19 protein-coding genes are annotated in these 17,270 nt (G+C 68.4%); 11 read left to right on the top strand and 8 right to left on the bottom strand.

Annotated elements, in window-relative coordinates; all coding sequences use genetic code 11:
• The first annotated feature begins 52 nt into the window (after nucleotides 1–52).
• Nucleotides 53–907 carry a hypothetical protein gene (locus tag ABZ004_RS12810; RefSeq protein WP_355679978.1) on the top strand — a complete coding sequence of 285 codons (855 nt, stop codon included), beginning with the start codon at nucleotides 53–55 and terminating at the stop codon, nucleotides 905–907.
• Here ABZ004_RS12810 and ABZ004_RS12805 read toward each other — a convergent pair.
• Nucleotides 883–1,866, bottom strand: a complete 984-nt coding sequence (locus ABZ004_RS12805) for a DUF5937 family protein (protein WP_355679977.1) — start codon at nucleotides 1,864–1,866, stop codon at nucleotides 883–885. The genes ABZ004_RS12810 and ABZ004_RS12805 overlap by 25 nt on opposite strands.
• A 57-nt stretch (nucleotides 1,867–1,923) precedes the next feature.
• On the opposite strand from ABZ004_RS12805, the gene ABZ004_RS12800 reads away from it, so the two are divergent.
• A complete protein-coding gene (locus tag ABZ004_RS12800) occupies nucleotides 1,924–2,898 on the top strand; it encodes an NADP-dependent oxidoreductase (protein WP_355679976.1) in 975 nt (324 codons plus the stop codon).
• Nucleotides 2,899–2,931: 33 nt separating this feature from the next.
• Nucleotides 2,932–4,179, top strand: coding sequence for an SGNH/GDSL hydrolase family protein (locus tag ABZ004_RS12795; RefSeq protein WP_355679975.1), 1,248 nt, complete (start codon nucleotides 2,932–2,934; stop codon nucleotides 4,177–4,179).
• Here ABZ004_RS12795 and ABZ004_RS12790 read toward each other — a convergent pair.
• The 4 genes from ABZ004_RS12790 to ABZ004_RS12775 all read right to left on the bottom strand — a co-directional run bounded on the left by ABZ004_RS12790 (nucleotide 4,176) and on the right by ABZ004_RS12775 (nucleotide 7,976).
• Nucleotides 4,176–5,597: an aromatic amino acid lyase gene (locus tag ABZ004_RS12790; protein WP_355679974.1), complete on the bottom strand. Its 1,422-nt coding sequence runs from the start codon at nucleotides 5,595–5,597 to the stop codon at nucleotides 4,176–4,178. The two genes, ABZ004_RS12795 and ABZ004_RS12790, sit on opposite strands and share 4 nt — an antisense overlap.
• 234 nt (nucleotides 5,598–5,831) lie before the next feature.
• Nucleotides 5,832–6,350 carry a hypothetical protein gene (locus ABZ004_RS12785; protein ID WP_355679973.1) on the bottom strand — a complete coding sequence of 173 codons (519 nt, stop codon included), beginning with the start codon at nucleotides 6,348–6,350 and terminating at the stop codon, nucleotides 5,832–5,834.
• Nucleotides 6,351–6,624: 274 nt separating this feature from the next.
• Nucleotides 6,625–6,873: a type B 50S ribosomal protein L31 gene (locus tag ABZ004_RS12780; RefSeq protein ID WP_355679972.1), complete on the bottom strand. Its 249-nt coding sequence runs from the start codon at nucleotides 6,871–6,873 to the stop codon at nucleotides 6,625–6,627.
• The gene (locus ABZ004_RS12775) at nucleotides 6,870–7,976 is read right to left on the bottom strand and encodes a GTP-binding protein (protein ID WP_355679971.1); all 1,107 of its coding nucleotides are present in this window, start codon (nucleotides 7,974–7,976) and stop codon (nucleotides 6,870–6,872) included. The genes ABZ004_RS12780 and ABZ004_RS12775 overlap by 4 nt, the downstream gene beginning before the upstream one ends.
• A 138-nt stretch (nucleotides 7,977–8,114) precedes the next feature.
• Here ABZ004_RS12775 and rpmG point away from each other — a divergent pair, with 138 nt between their 5' ends.
• Both rpmG and rpsN read left to right on the top strand, forming a co-directional pair.
• Nucleotides 8,115–8,282 carry a 50S ribosomal protein L33 gene (gene rpmG / locus ABZ004_RS12770; RefSeq protein ID WP_355679970.1) on the top strand — a complete coding sequence of 56 codons (168 nt, stop codon included), beginning with the start codon at nucleotides 8,115–8,117 and terminating at the stop codon, nucleotides 8,280–8,282.
• Nucleotides 8,283–8,285: 3 nt separating this feature from the next.
• Nucleotides 8,286–8,591 (top strand): 30S ribosomal protein S14, encoded by a 306-nt coding sequence (gene rpsN / locus ABZ004_RS12765; RefSeq protein ID WP_355679969.1) that lies wholly within the window; start codon nucleotides 8,286–8,288, stop codon nucleotides 8,589–8,591.
• Nucleotides 8,592–8,704: 113 nt separating this feature from the next.
• Here the strand turns inward: rpsN and ABZ004_RS12760 are convergent, their stop codons facing one another.
• The 3 genes from ABZ004_RS12760 to ABZ004_RS12750 are packed head-to-tail and all read right to left on the bottom strand — an operon-like array spanning nucleotide 8,705 to nucleotide 10,578.
• Complete coding sequence (locus ABZ004_RS12760) at nucleotides 8,705–9,463, bottom strand: IclR family transcriptional regulator (protein WP_355679968.1); 759 nt, start codon at nucleotides 9,461–9,463, stop codon at nucleotides 8,705–8,707.
• Between the two features lie 21 nt (nucleotides 9,464–9,484).
• Nucleotides 9,485–9,679 carry a hypothetical protein gene (locus ABZ004_RS12755; protein WP_355679967.1) on the bottom strand — a complete coding sequence of 65 codons (195 nt, stop codon included), beginning with the start codon at nucleotides 9,677–9,679 and terminating at the stop codon, nucleotides 9,485–9,487.
• Complete coding sequence (locus tag ABZ004_RS12750; protein WP_355679966.1) at nucleotides 9,679–10,578, bottom strand: GNAT family N-acetyltransferase; 900 nt, start codon at nucleotides 10,576–10,578, stop codon at nucleotides 9,679–9,681. The genes ABZ004_RS12755 and ABZ004_RS12750 overlap by 1 nt, the downstream gene beginning before the upstream one ends.
• A gap of 75 nt (nucleotides 10,579–10,653) precedes the next feature.
• On the opposite strand from ABZ004_RS12750, the gene ABZ004_RS12745 reads away from it, so the two are divergent.
• From ABZ004_RS12745 to ABZ004_RS12720, 6 genes are all read left to right on the top strand, one after another.
• Nucleotides 10,654–11,391: a GNAT family N-acetyltransferase gene (locus tag ABZ004_RS12745; protein WP_355679965.1), complete on the top strand. Its 738-nt coding sequence runs from the start codon at nucleotides 10,654–10,656 to the stop codon at nucleotides 11,389–11,391.
• Between the two features lie 208 nt (nucleotides 11,392–11,599).
• A complete protein-coding gene (hutH, locus tag ABZ004_RS12740) occupies nucleotides 11,600–13,144 on the top strand; it encodes a histidine ammonia-lyase (protein WP_355679964.1) in 1,545 nt (514 codons plus the stop codon).
• 15 nt (nucleotides 13,145–13,159) lie between these two features.
• On the top strand, nucleotides 13,160–14,815 hold the full coding sequence (hutU, locus tag ABZ004_RS12735; protein ID WP_355679963.1) for a urocanate hydratase: 1,656 nt from the start codon (nucleotides 13,160–13,162) through the stop codon (nucleotides 14,813–14,815).
• 144 nt (nucleotides 14,816–14,959) lie between these two features.
• Nucleotides 14,960–15,964 carry an ABC transporter ATP-binding protein gene (locus ABZ004_RS12730; protein ID WP_355679962.1) on the top strand — a complete coding sequence of 335 codons (1,005 nt, stop codon included), beginning with the start codon at nucleotides 14,960–14,962 and terminating at the stop codon, nucleotides 15,962–15,964.
• Nucleotides 15,961–16,617, top strand: a complete 657-nt coding sequence (locus tag ABZ004_RS12725) for an ABC transporter permease subunit (RefSeq protein ID WP_355679961.1) — start codon at nucleotides 15,961–15,963, stop codon at nucleotides 16,615–16,617. The genes ABZ004_RS12730 and ABZ004_RS12725 overlap by 4 nt, the downstream gene beginning before the upstream one ends.
• A 1-nt stretch (nucleotide 16,618) precedes the next feature.
• Entirely contained in the window at nucleotides 16,619–17,269 is a 651-nt protein-coding gene (locus ABZ004_RS12720; protein ID WP_355679960.1) for an ABC transporter permease, read from the top strand.
• Nucleotide 17,270 lies beyond the last annotated feature (1 nt).

Raw genomic sequence — 17,270 nt, 5'->3', positions numbered from 1 at the left:
CGTCGTCCGATTTCTTCAAGACGGGGGGTGGGGAATGGGTAAGGGTGACGGTATGGACATCTTCACTGCTGCCAGGGACTTCGTTCGGACTGATGGGCGACTGGTTGAGCGTCGGTTGTTCGCGACGCTCTTCGAAGGGGCTGATGCGGGCGGAGTGGTCGACGCGTTGCGTGGGTATCAGAACGCCGACGGTGGATTCGGGCATGCGTTGGAGCCGGACAAGCGATGCCCGGACAGCACCGGGCTCGACGTGGAGACCGCTTTCGACGTCCTGCTCGCGGCTGGTGCGCGGGACGACGAGCTCGTACGGCGTGCGGTCGACTGGCTGCAGTCGGTCGCGACTCCCGAAGGTGCCGTCTCGTTGTGCAGTCCGGTGATCGAGAACTATCCGCGGGCAGAGCACATGGGCGACTGGACCTACCAGCCCGACCTGAACCCGACGGCCGGGTTGGTCGGCCGGCTGTACTCGCTCGGTGTCGAGCACCCATGGCGCGAACAGGCAGCGACCTGGTGTGCGAAGACACTTGCTGACGGTCTGCCCAGCGATGCGCACGGCCTGCACGAGGCGATGGAGTTCCTCGAGCACGGACCGGGCGAGGTCGACCTGGACCCGATCCGCGAGCATCTGACCAAGGTCTCCTTCTACCGCGCGGAGGCCGACGATCCGGAGTACGGCGTGACGCCTTTGCACTTTGCGCCGACGCCGGACAGCGCCTGGCGACCACTGTTCACCGACGAACAGATCGCCGGGCACCTCGACCGTCTCATCGCCGACCAGCAACCCGACGGCGGCTGGGCGATCACCTGGGAGCCGCCGGGTCCCGCCGCCAAACTCGAATACCGCGGCGTCGAAACCCTCCGTGCCCTCCGCGTCCTGAAGGCCTACAACCGCCTACCGACGAGCTGATCGCCGAGTTCCGTGCGGGCATAGAGGACCACGCGGCCGGCCCGGGCCTTGCTGACCAGGCCGTTCGCGGTCAGTGTCGCGAGCTGTTGCGAGATCGCGCTCGGGCTGACCCCGCGCCGGCGGGCCAGTTCGAGCGTCGACGCGGGCTGGTCGAGTGCGGCCAGCAGACCCGCGCGGGCCCGGCCGATCAGCTCCCCTAACGCCTCAGGACCGGCCTCGACGGTGGTCTCCCAGAGCGTGCCGATGCCGCGGGCCGGATACGCGACCGTCGGCGGCTCGTTCGCACCGACCGGGCTGATCGCATGCTTGGCGAACAACGTCGGCACCAGCCAGAACCCACGGCCTTCGACCGCGACGTCGTAGTCGAGCACGTACGACGAGACGCGCAGCCGCAATACGCCGTCCGACCAGACTGCGCTGGGATCGAGCCCGGTCAGTACTGCGGCAGCGCCGTCGCGCGCGAGCAGTCTCGCCCGGTACACCATGTCCGCTTCGAGCACGGACTGCATCCGGCGCCAATGCGGTTCGACGGCCACCTCCCAGTACGCCGCCAGTAGGTCGCTCAGCTGATCGCGCAACCGGCGTGGCTGCTCGCAGAGGCTGGCCAGTCGCGAGGGGAGCGGCCGGCCGTCGTACGCGCCGATGATGTCGCTGACGGCCCGGCTCGGTGGCGTCGCCCGTACGCGACTGAGCTCGTCCGCGACATCGGGTAGCGGCGAGTCGGGGCGCGGCGTGAGGAAGTCCGGCAGCCAACCGACCTCGGGTGCGACCAGTGCGAGCAGCAACTCCCGATCGGGCCAGTCCGCGATCAACGCCTGCGTCCGGCGGATCCAGGGCAGGTGGAGGACATGCGCGGACGGTTCCTGCAAGGCCCACAGACTGGTCGCGGCCTCCAGCAACGGGGAGCAGGCGAACCGCATGTCCGCGAGGTCGTCGACACCGAGCCGGTAGCTGATCATTTAGCTCCAGGCTAACTCTCTGGCCCGCGCGTCCCGCCGACTCGTTCCATGGTCGGCATGACCGAGATTCAACTGGTGGCCCGTCCGAACGGCGTCCCCACCGCCGACCTGTTCGCTTTCGTCGACACCGAGCCGCCCGAGGTACAGCCCGGTACGGCGTTGGTGGCGAACCTCTACCTCTCCGTCGATCCCTACATGCGGGAGTGCATGGACGACATCTGGGAGCTGAATTCACCGCTCGAAGGCCGGGCGCTCGGCCGCGTCCTGGAGTCGCGCACCCCGGAGTACAAGGTCGGTGACATCGTCTTCCATGGGAACGGCTGGCGGACGCACGCGCTCGTCACCCCGGGCGAGAGTCGGCTGATCAAGGAGGAAGCCGGGGTGCCGCTGTCCGCCCACCTCGGCATCCTCGGCGGGACCGGGCTCAGCGCCTATGTCGCGCTGGGTCGGGTCTCGAAGCTGCAGCCAGGCGAGACGATCTTCATCTCGGCCGCCGCCGGCGGAGTCGGTACTGCGGCCGGCCGGTTGGCCAAGCTGTTCGGGGCCGGCCGGGTGATCGGCAGCACCGGATCCCGGGGGAAGGCCGAGCATCTGGTCTCCGAGGTCGGATTCGATGCCGCGTTCTGCTACCGGGACGGCCCGATCGTCGACTCGCTCGCGAAGGCGGCGCCGGACGGCATCGACGTCTACCTGGACAACGTCGGCGGTGAGCACCTGGCCGCGGCGATCGACATCCTCAAGCAGCGTGGGCGGATCGCGTGGTGTGGAGCGGTCTCGTCCTACAACCACGAGGCGCCGGTCGCACCGCGGAACCTGTTCGACATCGTCGGCAAGGAGCTCCGGCTGGAAGGGTTCCTGGTCCGCGAGAACCTGGATGCCCGGCCGGAGCTGTACGACCGGCTGATCCCCGAACTGCAGGCCGGGCGGGTGGTCTCGGACGAGACGATCGTCACCGGCTTCGACGGCATGGTCGAGGCCTTCCTGGCGATGTTGCGAGGTGAGAACCGGGGAAAGATGATCGTCCGGCTGTGACAGAATCGGCGGTCGTGAGGAGGCTGACAGCGCGTGACTGGTGACACCTGGGTGCAGTCATTGGTCTCTGCGATCGCTGCTGTTGTCGCCGCCACGCAGCCGGTCGCAGCTCCGACGCCGATCGCCGGCCAGCCGCCTGCTCAGGTGCGCAAGGCCGGTGACTGGGTCGGCAGCTGGGCGACCGCGGTCACCGAGGCGGACAAGACCGGCCTGTCGGCGACCGGGGTCGCGAACACGACGTTGCGGCAGGTCGTGCATCTGTCCGTCGGTGGCAACGCGGTGCGGATCCGGCTGTCCAACCGGTTCGGAACGCGGCCGCTGGTCGTCGGCCGGACCACCGCCGTACCGCGGAAGGCGATGCCGGCACCGACTCCGAACGTCGAGATCCTGCAGGTCCTTCCGCTGACCTTCCGGGGCAAGGCCGCCGTCACGATTCCCGTTGGTGCCGAGGTGATGTCGGATCCGCTCGCGCTGCCGGTCGCGGAGGACAGCGACCTGGTGATCAGCACCTATTTCCCGGCCGCGACCGGGCCGCTCACCCAGCACCCGGCCGGCTATGCGACCGCCTTCAGCGCGTACGGCGAGCAGACCACGGGCGGCGGCGCGCAGTACCGGAAGGTGCCGGGGATGGCCCGGTTCGTCGTCTCCGAGGTCGACGTCCGGGGGTCGGCGAAGGGGGCGGTGGTGCTGTTCGGCGACTCGATCACCGACGGTGCCGCGTCGCCGATGGACCGGAATCTGCGCTATCCGGACCAGCTCGCCGACCTTCTGCTCACCCGTGGCCTCGGCGCCCTCAACGCGGGGATCGCGGGGAACCGGCTGCTCGCGAACGGGGGCAGTTCGGGGGAGGCCGGGATCGCGCGGTTCGAGCGCGACGTGGTGCGGCGTACCGGCGTACAGGCTGTGGTTGTGCTGGAGGGGATCAACGACATCCGGTTGACCCGCGGGGCGATCTCGGCGACGCAGGTGATCGCGGCGCATCGGCAGTTGATCGCGCGGGCGCATGCGGCGGGGTTGAAGGCGTACGGGGCGACCTTGACGCCGTTCTGGGCCTCGGCGCAGTACACGGTCGGCGGGGAGATCGCGCGACAGGCCGTCAACAGGTGGATCCGGACATCGGGCGAGTACGACGGGGTGGTCGACTTCGAAGGGGCACTGCGCAATCCGACGCAGCCGTTGATGCTGCTGCCCGGGTACGACAGCGGCGATCATCTGCACCCGAACGCGGCGGGCTTCACAGCGATGGCGCGGGCCTTCGACCTCGATCAGCTGACGCGTTAGCCCGACTCGGCCGGGTGCTCGACCTGGCGATCGCCCCATTGGGTGAGCAGGCCGCGGCCGATCTCCAGGTCGTCACGGAGCGAACGGTCGGCCAGGTCGTCCGGCAACGCGGCCAGCGCGTCGGCGAGCCAGGGGCCGACCGAAGCGGGCGCGAGTTGTTCCGGTGTGATGCCGGCCAGCCTTGCCGCCCGCACGGCGGTGACGAGTTCGCAGGCGAGGACGTCACGGAGGGCGTCGAGCAACTGCGCGGTCAGTACTGCGGCCTGCGGGGCGAAGCTCGCGTGGTGTTCGGCACCTCTGGAGAGCGTCGCCGTGCCCAGGGTCGCCGGTTGGGCGGTGGAGCGGACCGAGGCGAGCGCGTCGTGCGCGACGTACTCGATCATCATCACGCCCGAGCTGGCCTCGGCGCCGCTGGCCAGGAATCGGCTCAGGCCGGTGAATTCGGGATCGACCAGGTTCGCGACCCGCGAGGTGGAGAGGGTGGCGACGCTGTGCAGGCTCAGTCGCAGCGAGTCGAGGGCGAGCGCGATCGGCATCGCGTGCCAGTTCCCGTTGTGCAGAACGGTGTCGCCGGCAACCAATGGATTCTCGGCGGAGGCGTTGATGTCGATCATCAGAGCGTTGCCCAAGGCATCGACATGGTCGACGGCCGGGCCGAGGACCTGGGCGAAGGCACGCAGGCCGAAGGGGTCCTGGACGCGGGCCGGTGGGAGGGGGAGGTGGTCGAGCAGGCCCCGCATTCTTCGGGCGACCCGGACCTGGCCTGGTTGTGGGCGCGCTTCTTGGACGCGGATGTCGTACACCTCGGCGTTGCCGTGCAGGGCGACGTGGGAGAGGGCGCCGACCAGCGGTACGACGTTGATCAGGGTGGCCGCTTCGACGTACGCGAGACAGCAGTCGGCCAAGGTGAGCGCGTTGCTGGAGAGCAGGGGAAGCGCGCTGGTGCCGTCGATGACGTCGCCGAGGGCGAGGCCGAGTTCGGCGAGCGGGCCGAGGTCGCCGGTACCGATCGCGCCACCGCGGTGCAGGTCGGGGAGGGTGTCGGCGTTGAGGAGTTCGACGATCGCGTCGGCGACCTCCGGGGCCAGGCCGGATCCGCCGGTGGCGAGCTGGTTGACGCGGATCAGCAGGCCGAGGCGGACGACCTCCTTCGGGTACGACGTGGTGCCGGTGGTCGAGTGCGAGGCGAGTAGCCGGGCGCCGTGTTCGGGGTCGTTGGTGAGTACGTCGCGGTTGGCGCCGACGCCGGTGGTCCGGCCGTACACCGGGCGGTGCAGCGCGATCTCGGTCACCGCCGCGGCCGAGTCGGCCATCTTCTTGCGGGCGGTCTCGGCCAGCTGCACCGGCGTCCGCCGCTGCCCGAGCGAGACCGCGTCCAGCGGCGTCAGTCCCACCCCGGAAATCTCGATCGGCTCCACCCGCCCAGTGTGAATCCTGTCACCCGCACCACGAAGCACCTCCGCCGCTCACCCGTCTGAAACCCGAGACTGCCCCGCCGAACACCGTTTTTTCCTCCGCTGCCGCGCTTATATCCAGGCAGCGGACGAAAAAACGGTGCTCGACGAGGGCGAGGGCGAGGGCGAGGGCGAGGGCGAGGGGCGAGGGCGTCGGCGGGAGGTGCGCCGGGGAGGGGGCTGGGCGGACGGGGCGGATCAGCGCTTCCAGGGGTTGGGGAGGGCGATGACTTGGAAGGGTGGGGCTGCGGCGGGGCCTTTGGCGGATTGGCCGTTGACGACGAGGAGGCGGTTGCCGTCGGAGGCGAGCGTGGTGGGGGTGTCGAAGCGGGGATCGTCGTAGCTGCCGAGGTCGGTGGCGGTGGTGCCGTCCGGGGAGAGTCTCAGGGCGGAGAGGAAGAACTCGGCGGTTTCCAGGACGTCGCCGCGGTTGCAGACGCCGATCAGCAGGTCGTCGAGGAGCAGCAGTCCGTCGGCGGCCCACTCGGTCGTGAGGACGTGGGTGGAGCCGTCGAGCTCGACACGCAGCAGCACCTCTTCGCCTGGATCGGCGACGAGCAGGACCTCGTCGGTGAGGGCGACGATGCCGTTGGGGTAGACCTTCGGACCGGTGTCCTTGAGGTGGATCGGTTCCGGGGCGAGCTCGGTGTTCAGCAGGTCGAAGCGCCACACCACCGGCTGCGACGAGTCGGTCGCGTATGCGTGGTCGCCGATCACCCAGACATCATTGAGGTAACCGTCGATGGTTCGCCGGGAGACGAGTTCGCGAGTCGCGAGGTCGTCGCAGTAGAGGGTGCCGCTTTCCGCGCCGCAGACGATCAGCTGCGCATCGGCGTACAGGTCGAACCCGAGGACGATGGTGCGTCCGCCGCTGCCGCCGGCGGCCGAACCTAGAACGACGAGGGGTCGCCGGAGGCACGGCGTACAGGCCTGGGCATGGCAAAGGCCCGCCGTTCCCGAAGAACGGCGGGCCTGGAATGGGGCTAGCGGGTTACGAGGCTTTGCCGTAGCGCTTGTTGAACTTCTCCACGCGGCCCTGGGTGTCCATCACGCGCTGCTGACCCGTGTAGAACGGGTGGCTGGCGGACGAGATCTCGACGTCGACGACCGGGTAGGTGTTCCCGTCGTGCCACTCGATGGTCTCGTTGCTCTCGCGGGTGGAGCCGGTGAGGAAGCTGAAGTTACCGGACTTGTCCCGGAAGACGACCCGGCGGTAGTCGGGGTGGACGTCCTTCTTCATGCTGCTGCACTTCCTTCCAGATAAGGGGCGAACGGATCGGTCAGTGTCGCTGTCGACTCATCCGCACGAAGGACACAACCATCCAGGCGGCGCTCTAATTCCCAGATGTCCAGATCGATTCCGGTGATCGACAGGTACGTCGCGCGGTCGCCGTGGTCGGGGTGCCACTCCAGCGCCGAGCGGGCCTGGTGCGTCTGGCCGACCTCGGACCAGCGGTCGGCCGGCAGATCGGCCAGCCAGCGACCGAGTACGCCGAGCGAGATGTTGGTGCCGAAGCTGTCCCAGCCGAGACGGGCGTGCGGCTGCGACGCCAGCCAGACGGTGCCCTTGCCCCGAGCGGTCCCGTTGACGAGGTCCTCGAGAGCGTCGTACAGGCGTTCGGGGTGGAACGGCCGGGTGGATTGCCAGACCAGCGTCCGGACCCGGCCGCCGTCCTGCAGGGGTGCGCTGATCGCTCCGGGCTCGACCCAGGTCTCGGCCGTGTCGGGGTTGTGGAGTCTCAGGTCGAGCAGCCCGGTCGCATCGGTCCGGACCATCGCCTGCGGGTTGATCGCGCGGCTCAGCGCCTCGACCGTTTCGTCCGCGCTGCTCAGGATCACCACGTTGGCGTACTCGACCTGCCGGGCGATCACCTCGGCGATCGCCCGGCCGTCCTCGGCGGCGGTCGCGATACCCCGGTCGTGGATCAGATCCTCCCCGGTCAGATCTCTGACGACGGTTTCGGTGTCCAGGACAGTCAGTACTGCGTCCGTTCTGAGCTCGCCGCTGTCGTCCCGGGCGATCTCCTCGGCCAGCGCCTGGGTATCACCTGCGCCGGGGACCGACACGATGACCGCGTCGTACTTGCCGGTCGCGGCAATGCTGACGAGGAGCGCCACCAGCGAGCCACGCATCGCGCAGGAGACGCAGGGGTGACCCATCCGGATCTCCTCCTCGTCGATCACGCCGGAGCGGGTCCGGGCGATCCGGGTGACGGAGCCCGCGGCGAGACCGCTCACGTCGTACCGGACCAGCACTCCACGGCCGGATTCCGCCAGCAGAGTGGCCGCTACGGCGTCCCGGATGGTCTCGTCGACCCCCGTCAGCAGGGTGACCGGCAGCATGTCGTCTCCCGTCTTATTGAAAATGATAACCAGTACAATGTACACTGCTCGGGCCGGACGGGAATACCCGGCTCGTCGGTCGGTGTTCACGCTACCCAAGGGTTCGACGGCGCGAGAGCGCCTGGAAGGAAAGGTCAGATGGCCAAGCGCGACGGAGTCCGCCCGATCATCAAGCTGCGCAGTACTGCGGGCACGGGGTTCACCTACGTGACCCGGAAGAACCGGCGCAACGACCCCGATCGGTTGATCATCCGCAAGTACGACCCGAAGGTCCGTCACCACGTCGAGTTCCGCGAAGAGCGCTGACGGGTGGCCAAGACCAGCAAGATCGCGAAGAACGAGCAGCGCAAGAAGACGGTCGCCCTGTACGCCGACCGCCGGGCGGAGCTGAAGCGGATCATCGCCGACCCGGCCAGCTCCTCCGACGCCCGCGACGAGGCGCAGTTGCGGCTGCAGAAGCTCCCTCGGGACGCATCGCCGATCCGGATCCGCAACCGCGACGTCGCCGACGGCCGCCCGCGCGGCTTCCTCCGCAAGGCCGGCATCTCCCGCGTCCGCTTCCGCACCATGGCCCACCGCGGCGAGCTCCCCGGAATCACCAAGTCCTCCTGGTAAGTGCCCGCCCCGCGACGTGGATGCCGCGGCCCCGGGCAGCAAACGACGACCCCCGCTGAAGTCAGGTGGCTTGCAGCGGGGGTCGTCGTCTGTCTGTTTCGGCGGTGCAGCTTTCAGCCGTGCAGCCGTCGGGTCAGCGCGTCGGCTGCTTGCTTTGTCCTGCGAGCCAACGGTGCTACCGCTTCCGGCGGAACCGACTCGGTGCGGAAGGTGACGCTGATGGCGGCGACCGGGTGGCCGGTGTGGTCGAGGGCGGCGCTGGCGACCGAGGCGAAGCCGGGGGTGATGTGGGAGTTCTCGATCGCGTAGCCCTGGCGGCGTTCGTCGGCCAGCAGGCGGCGGAGCTGGCTGAGCGTTTGGGGGCCCTGGTCGGTACGGCGTACGAAGGTCTCCGGGTTCGGGAACAGCGCGCGGACCTGGGCTGAGGGGAGCTCGGCGAGAAGGGCTCGGCCTGAGGCGGTGAGGGTGGCGGGGAGACGTACGCCGACGTCGGTGACCAGGGTGACCGGGCGAGGTGGCTGTTCTTTCAACAGGTAAACGAGTTCGCGGCCGTGCAGGACGCCCAGATGCGCCGTTTGGCCTACGTCAGCGACCAGTTGGGCGAGCAAGGGGCGGGCGAGGCGCTCGAGCGGATCGTGGCGCAGGTATGCCGAACCGATCTCGAAGGCGGCGACGCCGAGGCCGTAGCGCTTCTCCTCCGGCAGGTGCACCACGAAGCCCTCGCCGATCATTGCCTTGAGCAAGTGATAGGTGGACGAGCGCGGCAGGCCGACCGCGGAGGCGATGCGCTCCATCGGTACCGGACCGGGCTGGGTGGCCAGGAACGTCAGCACCCGCAGCGTGCGGGTCGAGGCGGGAACGTTGCCGCTCACAACAGCGAGCGTAGTGCCCGGCTAGCGGAATTCGCTCGATTGGCGAGTCCTGGCGCGGCCCCGCCTGATCCAGAGCCGGAACGATTCGCCGATCAGCGCCAGCCCGAACAGCCCGAGCGCGACGCCCCAGGCGAACTCCCCCTTGCCGGACAACAGGAAACCGACCCCGGTGGCCAGAACGGCGAAGACACCGAGCGCGAAGAAGAATCGTTTCATCAAAGCGTTCTCTCCGCAGTCCAGGCGCCGGCCGTCGTCTCGTAGCCGAGCCAGCGATTCACCGCGAGCATCGGCACGTTGTTGCTGTCGTTGCCGGTGAACGCGGTGACGAATCGGGCATCCCGGCTGCGGTTCAGCGCGGCCGACTTCACCACCTTGGCCAGCCCACGTCCGCGGTACGCCGGAATCGTGCCGGTCAGATTCGACCAGATGACCCGGCGCTCCGGGTCGGCCGTGGTGCTGACGAACGAGACGACAACTCCATCTTCGGCGAGAAGGGCGATGCTGAGGTCGCGTCGCAGGTCCGGGTGGTTCCAGTCGGTGGCGAACCAGTCGTCGTACGCCGGCGTGTGTGACAGGCCGCTCGGATCGCCGTCGGCAACCGCACCCCAGGCCGCCCAGATCCGGCGCGGATCGACCTCGTCGAAGGTCGCCAACCGCAGACCGTCCGGTACTGCGACCGGCTCGGGCACCTGACTCAGCTCTGCCCGCGCATGACTCATCTGCCTCGACAAGGTGAACCCGTGCGTGGCCGCGAACCGCTTCGAGTCGTCATCATCCGCGACGACGATCAGCAGCCCTCCGGCGCCGGCGTCCGACGCAGCCCGGGTGATCGCTTCGAGGAGCGCAGTGCCGATCCCACGCCGACGTTCAGCCGGAGGCACCTGCACCGTCACCCTCAGCCGCGGCGCCTCTTCCTCGGGTGCCGGCAGATAGACGTTGCCGTAGCCAACGACCTCGCCGCTCTCCACCGCGATCAGCACAACCCGCGAAGTACTACTCCGCAACTCGGCTTCGACCCCACGCGCAGTCTTCACCAGATGCGGCATCGCCGCCGCCCACACCCCCGCGATCCCCACCGCGTCCGCGGGCAACGCCGCCCGGATCTCAAACCCCATCCCCCGACCTTAGAGCCGCACAGGGTCGCGAATAACTGTTGGAACCGTTGCGCGATCCAGCCTTAACGTCATTGCATGGCGATCACGGTCACGCGGCTCGACGAGCACTGGATCGCATCCCGCGACGACGAAGTCATCGGTGAAGTGCACCCATGGTCAGCACCGAACGGCAAGCTCCGCCTCTTCTTCGACCGGACCGACCCCTCGGCGTACGAGGCTCTGATCGCCAGGATCAACGGTCCCTGCCTGACGACTGTCAACGAAGCGGATCAGCCCGCGGTCGACGCCTTGACCGCCCTCGGGTTCGTCCCGGTACGCCGTGAGGTGCTGCTGGAGATTCCGGTCGCACGAACTGCCTTCGAGGTGCCGCCCGGGTATCGCGTGATCAGCGCCGCCGACACCGGGATCAGGAAGCTGATGGCGCTGGACGATGCGCTCCGGGACGAAGTACCCGGCGCCGAAGGATGGGAGTCGGATGAGACCTCATTCCGGGAGCAGACCTACGACTCCCCGTACTTCGACCCTGAGACCTATTTGGTCGCACTCGCTCCTGACAACTCATACGCCGCCCTGGTCAGAATCTGGAACGGACCGCGCCCACTGCCCCGCCTCGGTCTGATCGGAGTCCTTCCGGCGCATCGACGCCACGGCCTCGCCCGCGCACTGCTCTCCGCCGCCTTCAACGTCCTCGCCGACCGCGGCGCCCCCCTCGCCATCGCCGAAGCCGACGACTCCAACACCGCCTCCCTAGCCCTCCTCCGCACCTTCGGCGCGACCGAAACCGGCGCCGAACTCGAGCTCGCCCGCCCCTGACCGCCAACCCCACCCGGTGCCGCCCGCGGACCCACGCTTTTGGGGGTTATCCCCTGAAACTGTGGGTTGCCTACGTGCATACCGGGTGCCAACCCACGCTTTGAGGGGATAACCCCTCGAACGGCAGGTCAGCGGATGTCTCGGGTTTGAGACAGGAAGTGGGGTGGCGGTGGTGGCCGGGGTGGGTGGGGCGCGGTGCAATGGGCGGGTGCAGACAGCAGAGGTAGTAGTTGGCGTCGGGCCGTTGAGTGCGGCTGACGTCGTCGCGGTGGCGCGGTACGGCGCGCCGGTGCGGATCGATGACCATGCCCTCGAGCAGATCGCGAAGTCGCGGGCTGCGATCGAGGCGCTCGCCCACGCGGAGACCCCGCACTACGGCGTGTCCACCGGCTTCGGGGCGTTGGCGACGCGACACATCGCGCCTGAGCTCCGGGCCCAGCTCCAGCGCAGTCTGGTCCGGTCGCATGCGGCCGGTTCCGGGCCTGAGGTCGAGACCGAGGTGGTCCGGGCGCTCGCGCTGCTGCGGCTGTCGACGCTCGCGACCGGGCGCACCGGGGTCAAGCTCGAGACGGCTCAGGCGTACGCCGGACTGCTCAACGCGCACCTGACTCCGGTCGTCCACGAATACGGCAGCCTCGGTTGCTCCGGCGACCTCGCTCCGCTGTCGCACGTCGCGCTGGCGGTGATGGGTGAGGGCAAGGTTCGCGACGCCGACGGCAATCTCCTCGACGCGGCCGACGCGCTCGCCAAGAACAACCTGAAGCCGGTCGTGCTGGCCGAGAAGGAAGGTCTCGCGCTGATCAACGGCACCGACGGCATGCTCGGCATGCTGGTGCTCGCGCTCGCCGACCTCGACCGCCTCCTCAAGACCGCCGACATCGCCGCCGCCATGAGCGTCGAAGGACAGCTCGGCACAGACCGCGTCTTCGCGGCCGACCTGCAAGCACTCCGCCCGCACCCCGGGCAGGCCGCTGCAGCCGCCAACCTGCGCGCAGTACTGGCCGACAGCCCGATCGTCGCCAGCCACCGCGGACCGGACTGCAACCGGGTCCAGGACGCCTATTCTCTGAGGTGTTCGCCGCAAGTGCACGGTGCTGCGCGCGACACGTGCAGCCATGCGGCAACGGTGGCCGGTCGTGAGTTGGCGGCCGCGATCGACAACCCGGTGGTCCTCGAAGACGGCCGGGTCGAGTCCAACGGCAACTTCCACGGCGCCCCGGTCGGCTACGTCCTCGACTTCCTCGCGATCGCGGTCGCCGATGTGGCCAGCATCAGCGAGCGGCGTACGGACCGGTTCCTCGATGTCGCCCGCAACCACGGTCTGAACGCCTTCCTGGCCGACGATCCCGGTGTCGACAGCGGTCACATGATCGCGCAGTACACGCAGGCCGCGATCGTCTCCGAGCTCAAGCGGCTCGCCGTACCGGCCAGTGTCGACTCCATCCCGAGCAGCGCGATGCAGGAGGACCACGTCTCGATGGGCTGGTCCGCCGCACGCAAGCTCCGCAAGAGCATCGACGGTCTCCAGCAGGTGCTGGCGGTCGAGATCCTCACCGCCGCGCGCGCCCTCGACCTGCGCAAGCCGCTCGAGCCGTCGCCCGCCACCGCCGCAGTACGGTCCGTACTACGTGAGCTTGTCGAGGGACCCGGGACCGACCGGCACCTCGCCCCCGAGATCGCACACTCCGTCCAGCTCGTTGCTGACGGCACCTACTTGTCCGCTGTCGAGGCCGTCACCGGCCCACTGTCCTGAGGAGCTGGATCACACATGTCCGGACCACGTCCCGTTCGCGCCCCCCGCGGTACCACCCTCACCGCCCGTGGCTGGCAGCAGGAAGCCGCGCTGCGGATGCTGCAGAACAACCTCGACCCCGAGGTCGCGGAACACCCTGACGAGCTGGTCGTGTACGGCGGCTCCGGCAAGGCTGCCCGTGACTGGAACTCGTTCGACGCGATGGTGCGCACGCTGACCACGTTGAAGGACGACGAGACGATGCTGGTGCAGTCCGGCCGGCCGGTCGGCGTCATGCAGACGCACGAGTGGGCGCCGCGGGTGCTGATCGCGAACTCCAACCTGGTGGGCGACTGGGCGAACTGGGAGGAGTTCCGCAAGCTGGAGGCGATGGGGCTGACGATGTACGGCCAGATGACGGCCGGCTCGTGGATCTACATCGGTACCCAGGGCATCCTGCAGGGCACCTACGAGACCTTCGCCGCGGTGGCGACGAAGAAGTTCGGCGGCACGCTCGCCGGGACGATCACCTTGACCGCCGGACTCGGTGGCATGGGTGGCGCGCAGCCGCTCGCGGTGACGATGAACGACGGCGTCGCGATCTGCGTCGACGTGGACGACTCCCGGATCAAGCGCCGGATCGAGCACCGCTACCTCGACGTACAGGCTTCTTCTGTCGACGAAGCGCTCCGGTTCGCCGAGGAGGCGAAGGCTGCCCGCAAGCCGTTGTCCATCGGCGTTCTCGGCAACGCGGCGTCGATCGTGCCGGACCTGTTGCAGCGTGGTGCGCCGATCGACATCGTCACCGACCAGACCTCGGCGCACGACCCGTTGATGTATCTACCGGTGGATGTGGAGTTCGAGGACTGGACGACCGCTCGGGAGAAGGACCCGGCCGGCTTCACCGAGCGCGCGCAGAAGTCGATGGCGCGGCACGTCGAGGCGATGGTGGGCTTCCAGGACGCGGGCGCCGAGGTGTTCGACTACGGCAACTCGATCCGCGACGAGGCCCGGAAGGCCGGGTATACGCGGGCCTTCGAGTTCCCCGGGTTCGTTCCGGCGTACATCCGGCCCTTGTTCTGTGAGGGAAAGGGCCCGTTCCGGTGGGCGGCGCTGTCCGGCAATCCGGCCGACATCGCCAAGACCGACCAGGCGATCCTCGAGCTGTTCCCGGAGAACGAGCACCTGACTCGCTGGATCAAGATGGCGCAGGAGCGGGTCGCGTTCCAGGGGCTGCCGGCCCGGATCTGCTGGCTGGGCCAGGGTGAACGGGACAAGGCGGGCGTGCGATTCAACGACATGGTTGCCTCCGGCGAGCTGGAAGCACCGATCGTGATCGGCCGGGACCACCTCGATACGGGCAGCGTCGCCTCGCCGTACCGGGAGACCGAAGGCATGCTCGACGGCTCGGACGCGATCGCGGACTGGCCGTTGCTGAACGCGATGGTGAACGTCTCCAGCGGTGCCTCCTGGGTCTCCATCCACCACGGTGGCGGCGTCGGGATGGGCCGGTCGATCCACGCCGGTCAGGTATCGGTTGCTGACGGCACCGACCTGGCCCGGCAGAAGCTGGAACGCGTACTCACCAACGACCCGGGGATGGGTGTGATCCGGCATGTGGACGCCGGATACGCACGCGCTGAAGAAGTTGCCGTCGAGCAGGGGGTCAGGATCCCCATCCGGGAGAGCTGAAAATCCTTGCACTGCGCTACGGAGTCAATCCATAGCGCTAAGGTGCACATTCGTTAGGAATGAGATTCGGCCAACTGGGGTGGCACCGGGCTCTCGTTCACCTAGGATCGTCTGGGCGATCTCCGACGAGCGCGAAGGGGCGCCATGATCGAGTTCGAAGATGTCACCAAGCAGTATCCGGACGGCACCGTCGCCGTCGAGCAGCTGAGCCTGCGGATCCCGAGCAACGAGATCACCGTGTTCGTCGGGCCCTCGGGCTGCGGCAAGACGACCTCGCTGCGGATGATCAACCGGACCATCGAGCGCAGCAGCGGCCGGATCTCGATCGACGGCGAGGACATCAACGACAAGGATCCCGTCGTCCTGCGGCGCGGCATCGGCTACGTGATCCAGCATGCCGGGCTGTTCCCGCACAAGACGGTCGTCGACAATGTCGCCACCGTGCCGAAGCTGCTGGGCTGGGACAAGAAGAGGTCCCGGTCGGTCGCGATGGAGCTGCTCGAACGGGTCGGTCTGGATCTCAAGCTGGCCGAGCGGTACCCGGCCCAGCTGTCCGGTGGCCAGCAGCAACGAGTCGGGGTGGCTCGTGCGCTGGCCGCCGACCCGCCCATCATGCTGATGGACGAACCGTTCAGTGCGGTCGACCCGATCGTCCGCCACCAGTTGCAGGAGGAACTGCTCCGGCTGCAGCGCGACATCGGCAAGACGATCGTCTTCGTCACCCACGACATCGACGAGGCGATCAAGCTCGGCGACAACGTCGCGATCCTCCGGGTCGGCGGCAAGCTGGCCCAGTTCGCGCCGCCGGCCGAGCTGCTGGCCAACCCGGTCGACGACTTCGTCCGCGGGTTCGTCGGCCAGGACCGCGGCTACCGGGCACTGACGTTCGTGCATCCGGACGCGCTGCCGGTGAAGCCGTTGCCGCCGGAGCTCGCTCTGCAGGACGGCGTACCGATCGGGTGGCGCAACGGCAGCGCGTCGGCGGAGCTGCTGCCGGTTGGCGCAGTGTTCAAGCAGGGCGATTCACTGCGCGCCGCGCTCGACAGCGTCCTCACGTCGCCGCGCGGACTGGGCGTCTGCGTCGACGACGACGGTCGTGCCATCGGGGTCGTCGACCAGGGCACCGTCGCGGAGGCGCTGCGGCCATGACCTGGATCGGTGACAACCTCGGGCTGATCTGGGAACAGTTGCGCGAACACCTCTACCTGGCGATCCTGCCGGTGATTCTCGGGCTGATCATCTCGGTGCCACTCGGCTACATCGCCACCCGGTACTCCTGGCTGGCGAACCCGCTGATCGCGTTCGGCGGCGTGTTGTACTCCTTGCCGTCGATCGCCCTGTTCATCGTGATTCCGGCGATTCTCGGCACCAAGGTGCTGTCCACGATCAACATCATCGTCGCGTTGACCATCTATACGGTCTCACTACTGATCCGCAACGTGATCGACGGACTCCGTTCCGTGCCACCCGACGTCCGCCAGTCGGCCGTCGCGGTCGGGTACAGCACGTTGCACCGGGTGATCGCGGTCGACCTGCCGATCGCCGTACCGGTGATCTTCACCGGCCTGCGGGTGGTCACCGTGGCCAACATCTCGATGGTCAGCGTCGGCGCCGTGATCGGTATCGGCGGCCTGGGTGAGCTGTTCACGCTCGGTTTCCAGAAAGACTTCCTCACCCCGGTGGTGGTGGGCGTGGTGCTTTCGTTGCTGCTGGCCCTGGTGGCCGACCTGGTCCTGGTCACCTTGCAGCGGATCCTGACGCCATGGGCGCGGGTCGTGACTCCGGTGGGAGAGGTGGCCTGACATGTGGGAGTACCTCACCGACTCGTACAACTGGTCCGGGACCGAGGGCATCTGGGCCCGGATCCTGGAGCATCTCTGGTACACGTTCGCCGCTCTCGGGCTGTCCGTGGTGATCGGCCTGCCGATCGGCCTGCGGATCGGGCACACCCGCCGGGGCGCGTTCCTGGCGATCAACCTCGGCAACGCCGCCCGCGCCCTGCCGAGCCTCGGCCTGCTGATGATCGCCGTCCTGCTGACCAACCAGATCGGCTTCCTGCCGGTGCTGATCGCGCTGGTCGCCCTCGGGATCCCGCCGATCCTCGCCTCGACGTACGCCGGTCTGTCCGGTGTCGATCCGGCCACGATCGACGCGGCGCGGGGGATGGGCATGACCGGCCGGGAGATCCTGACCAAGGTGGAGATCCCGATCGCGCTGCCGCTGATCATCTCCGGCGTCCGCAGCGCCACCCTGCAGATCGTCTCGACCGCGACGATCGCGGCGCTGGTGTCGCTCGGCGGCCTCGGCCGCTACGTGGTCGACGGGCTGAAGCTCCGTGACTTCCCGCAGATGTTCACCGGCGCGCTGCTGGTGGCCCTGCTCGCCATCCTGCTCGACGCGATCTTCGCGCTGATCGGCCGGATCACCGTGTCCGAGGGATTGAAGATCGGCTGAA

The sequence above is a fragment of the Kribbella sp. NPDC006257 genome (assembly GCF_040613535.1).
In the GTDB taxonomy this organism is placed as follows: domain Bacteria; phylum Actinomycetota; class Actinomycetes; order Propionibacteriales; family Kribbellaceae; genus Kribbella.
The sequence above is the reverse complement of the archived record's forward strand: the minus strand, read 5'-3'. Positions and strand labels throughout refer to the sequence as shown.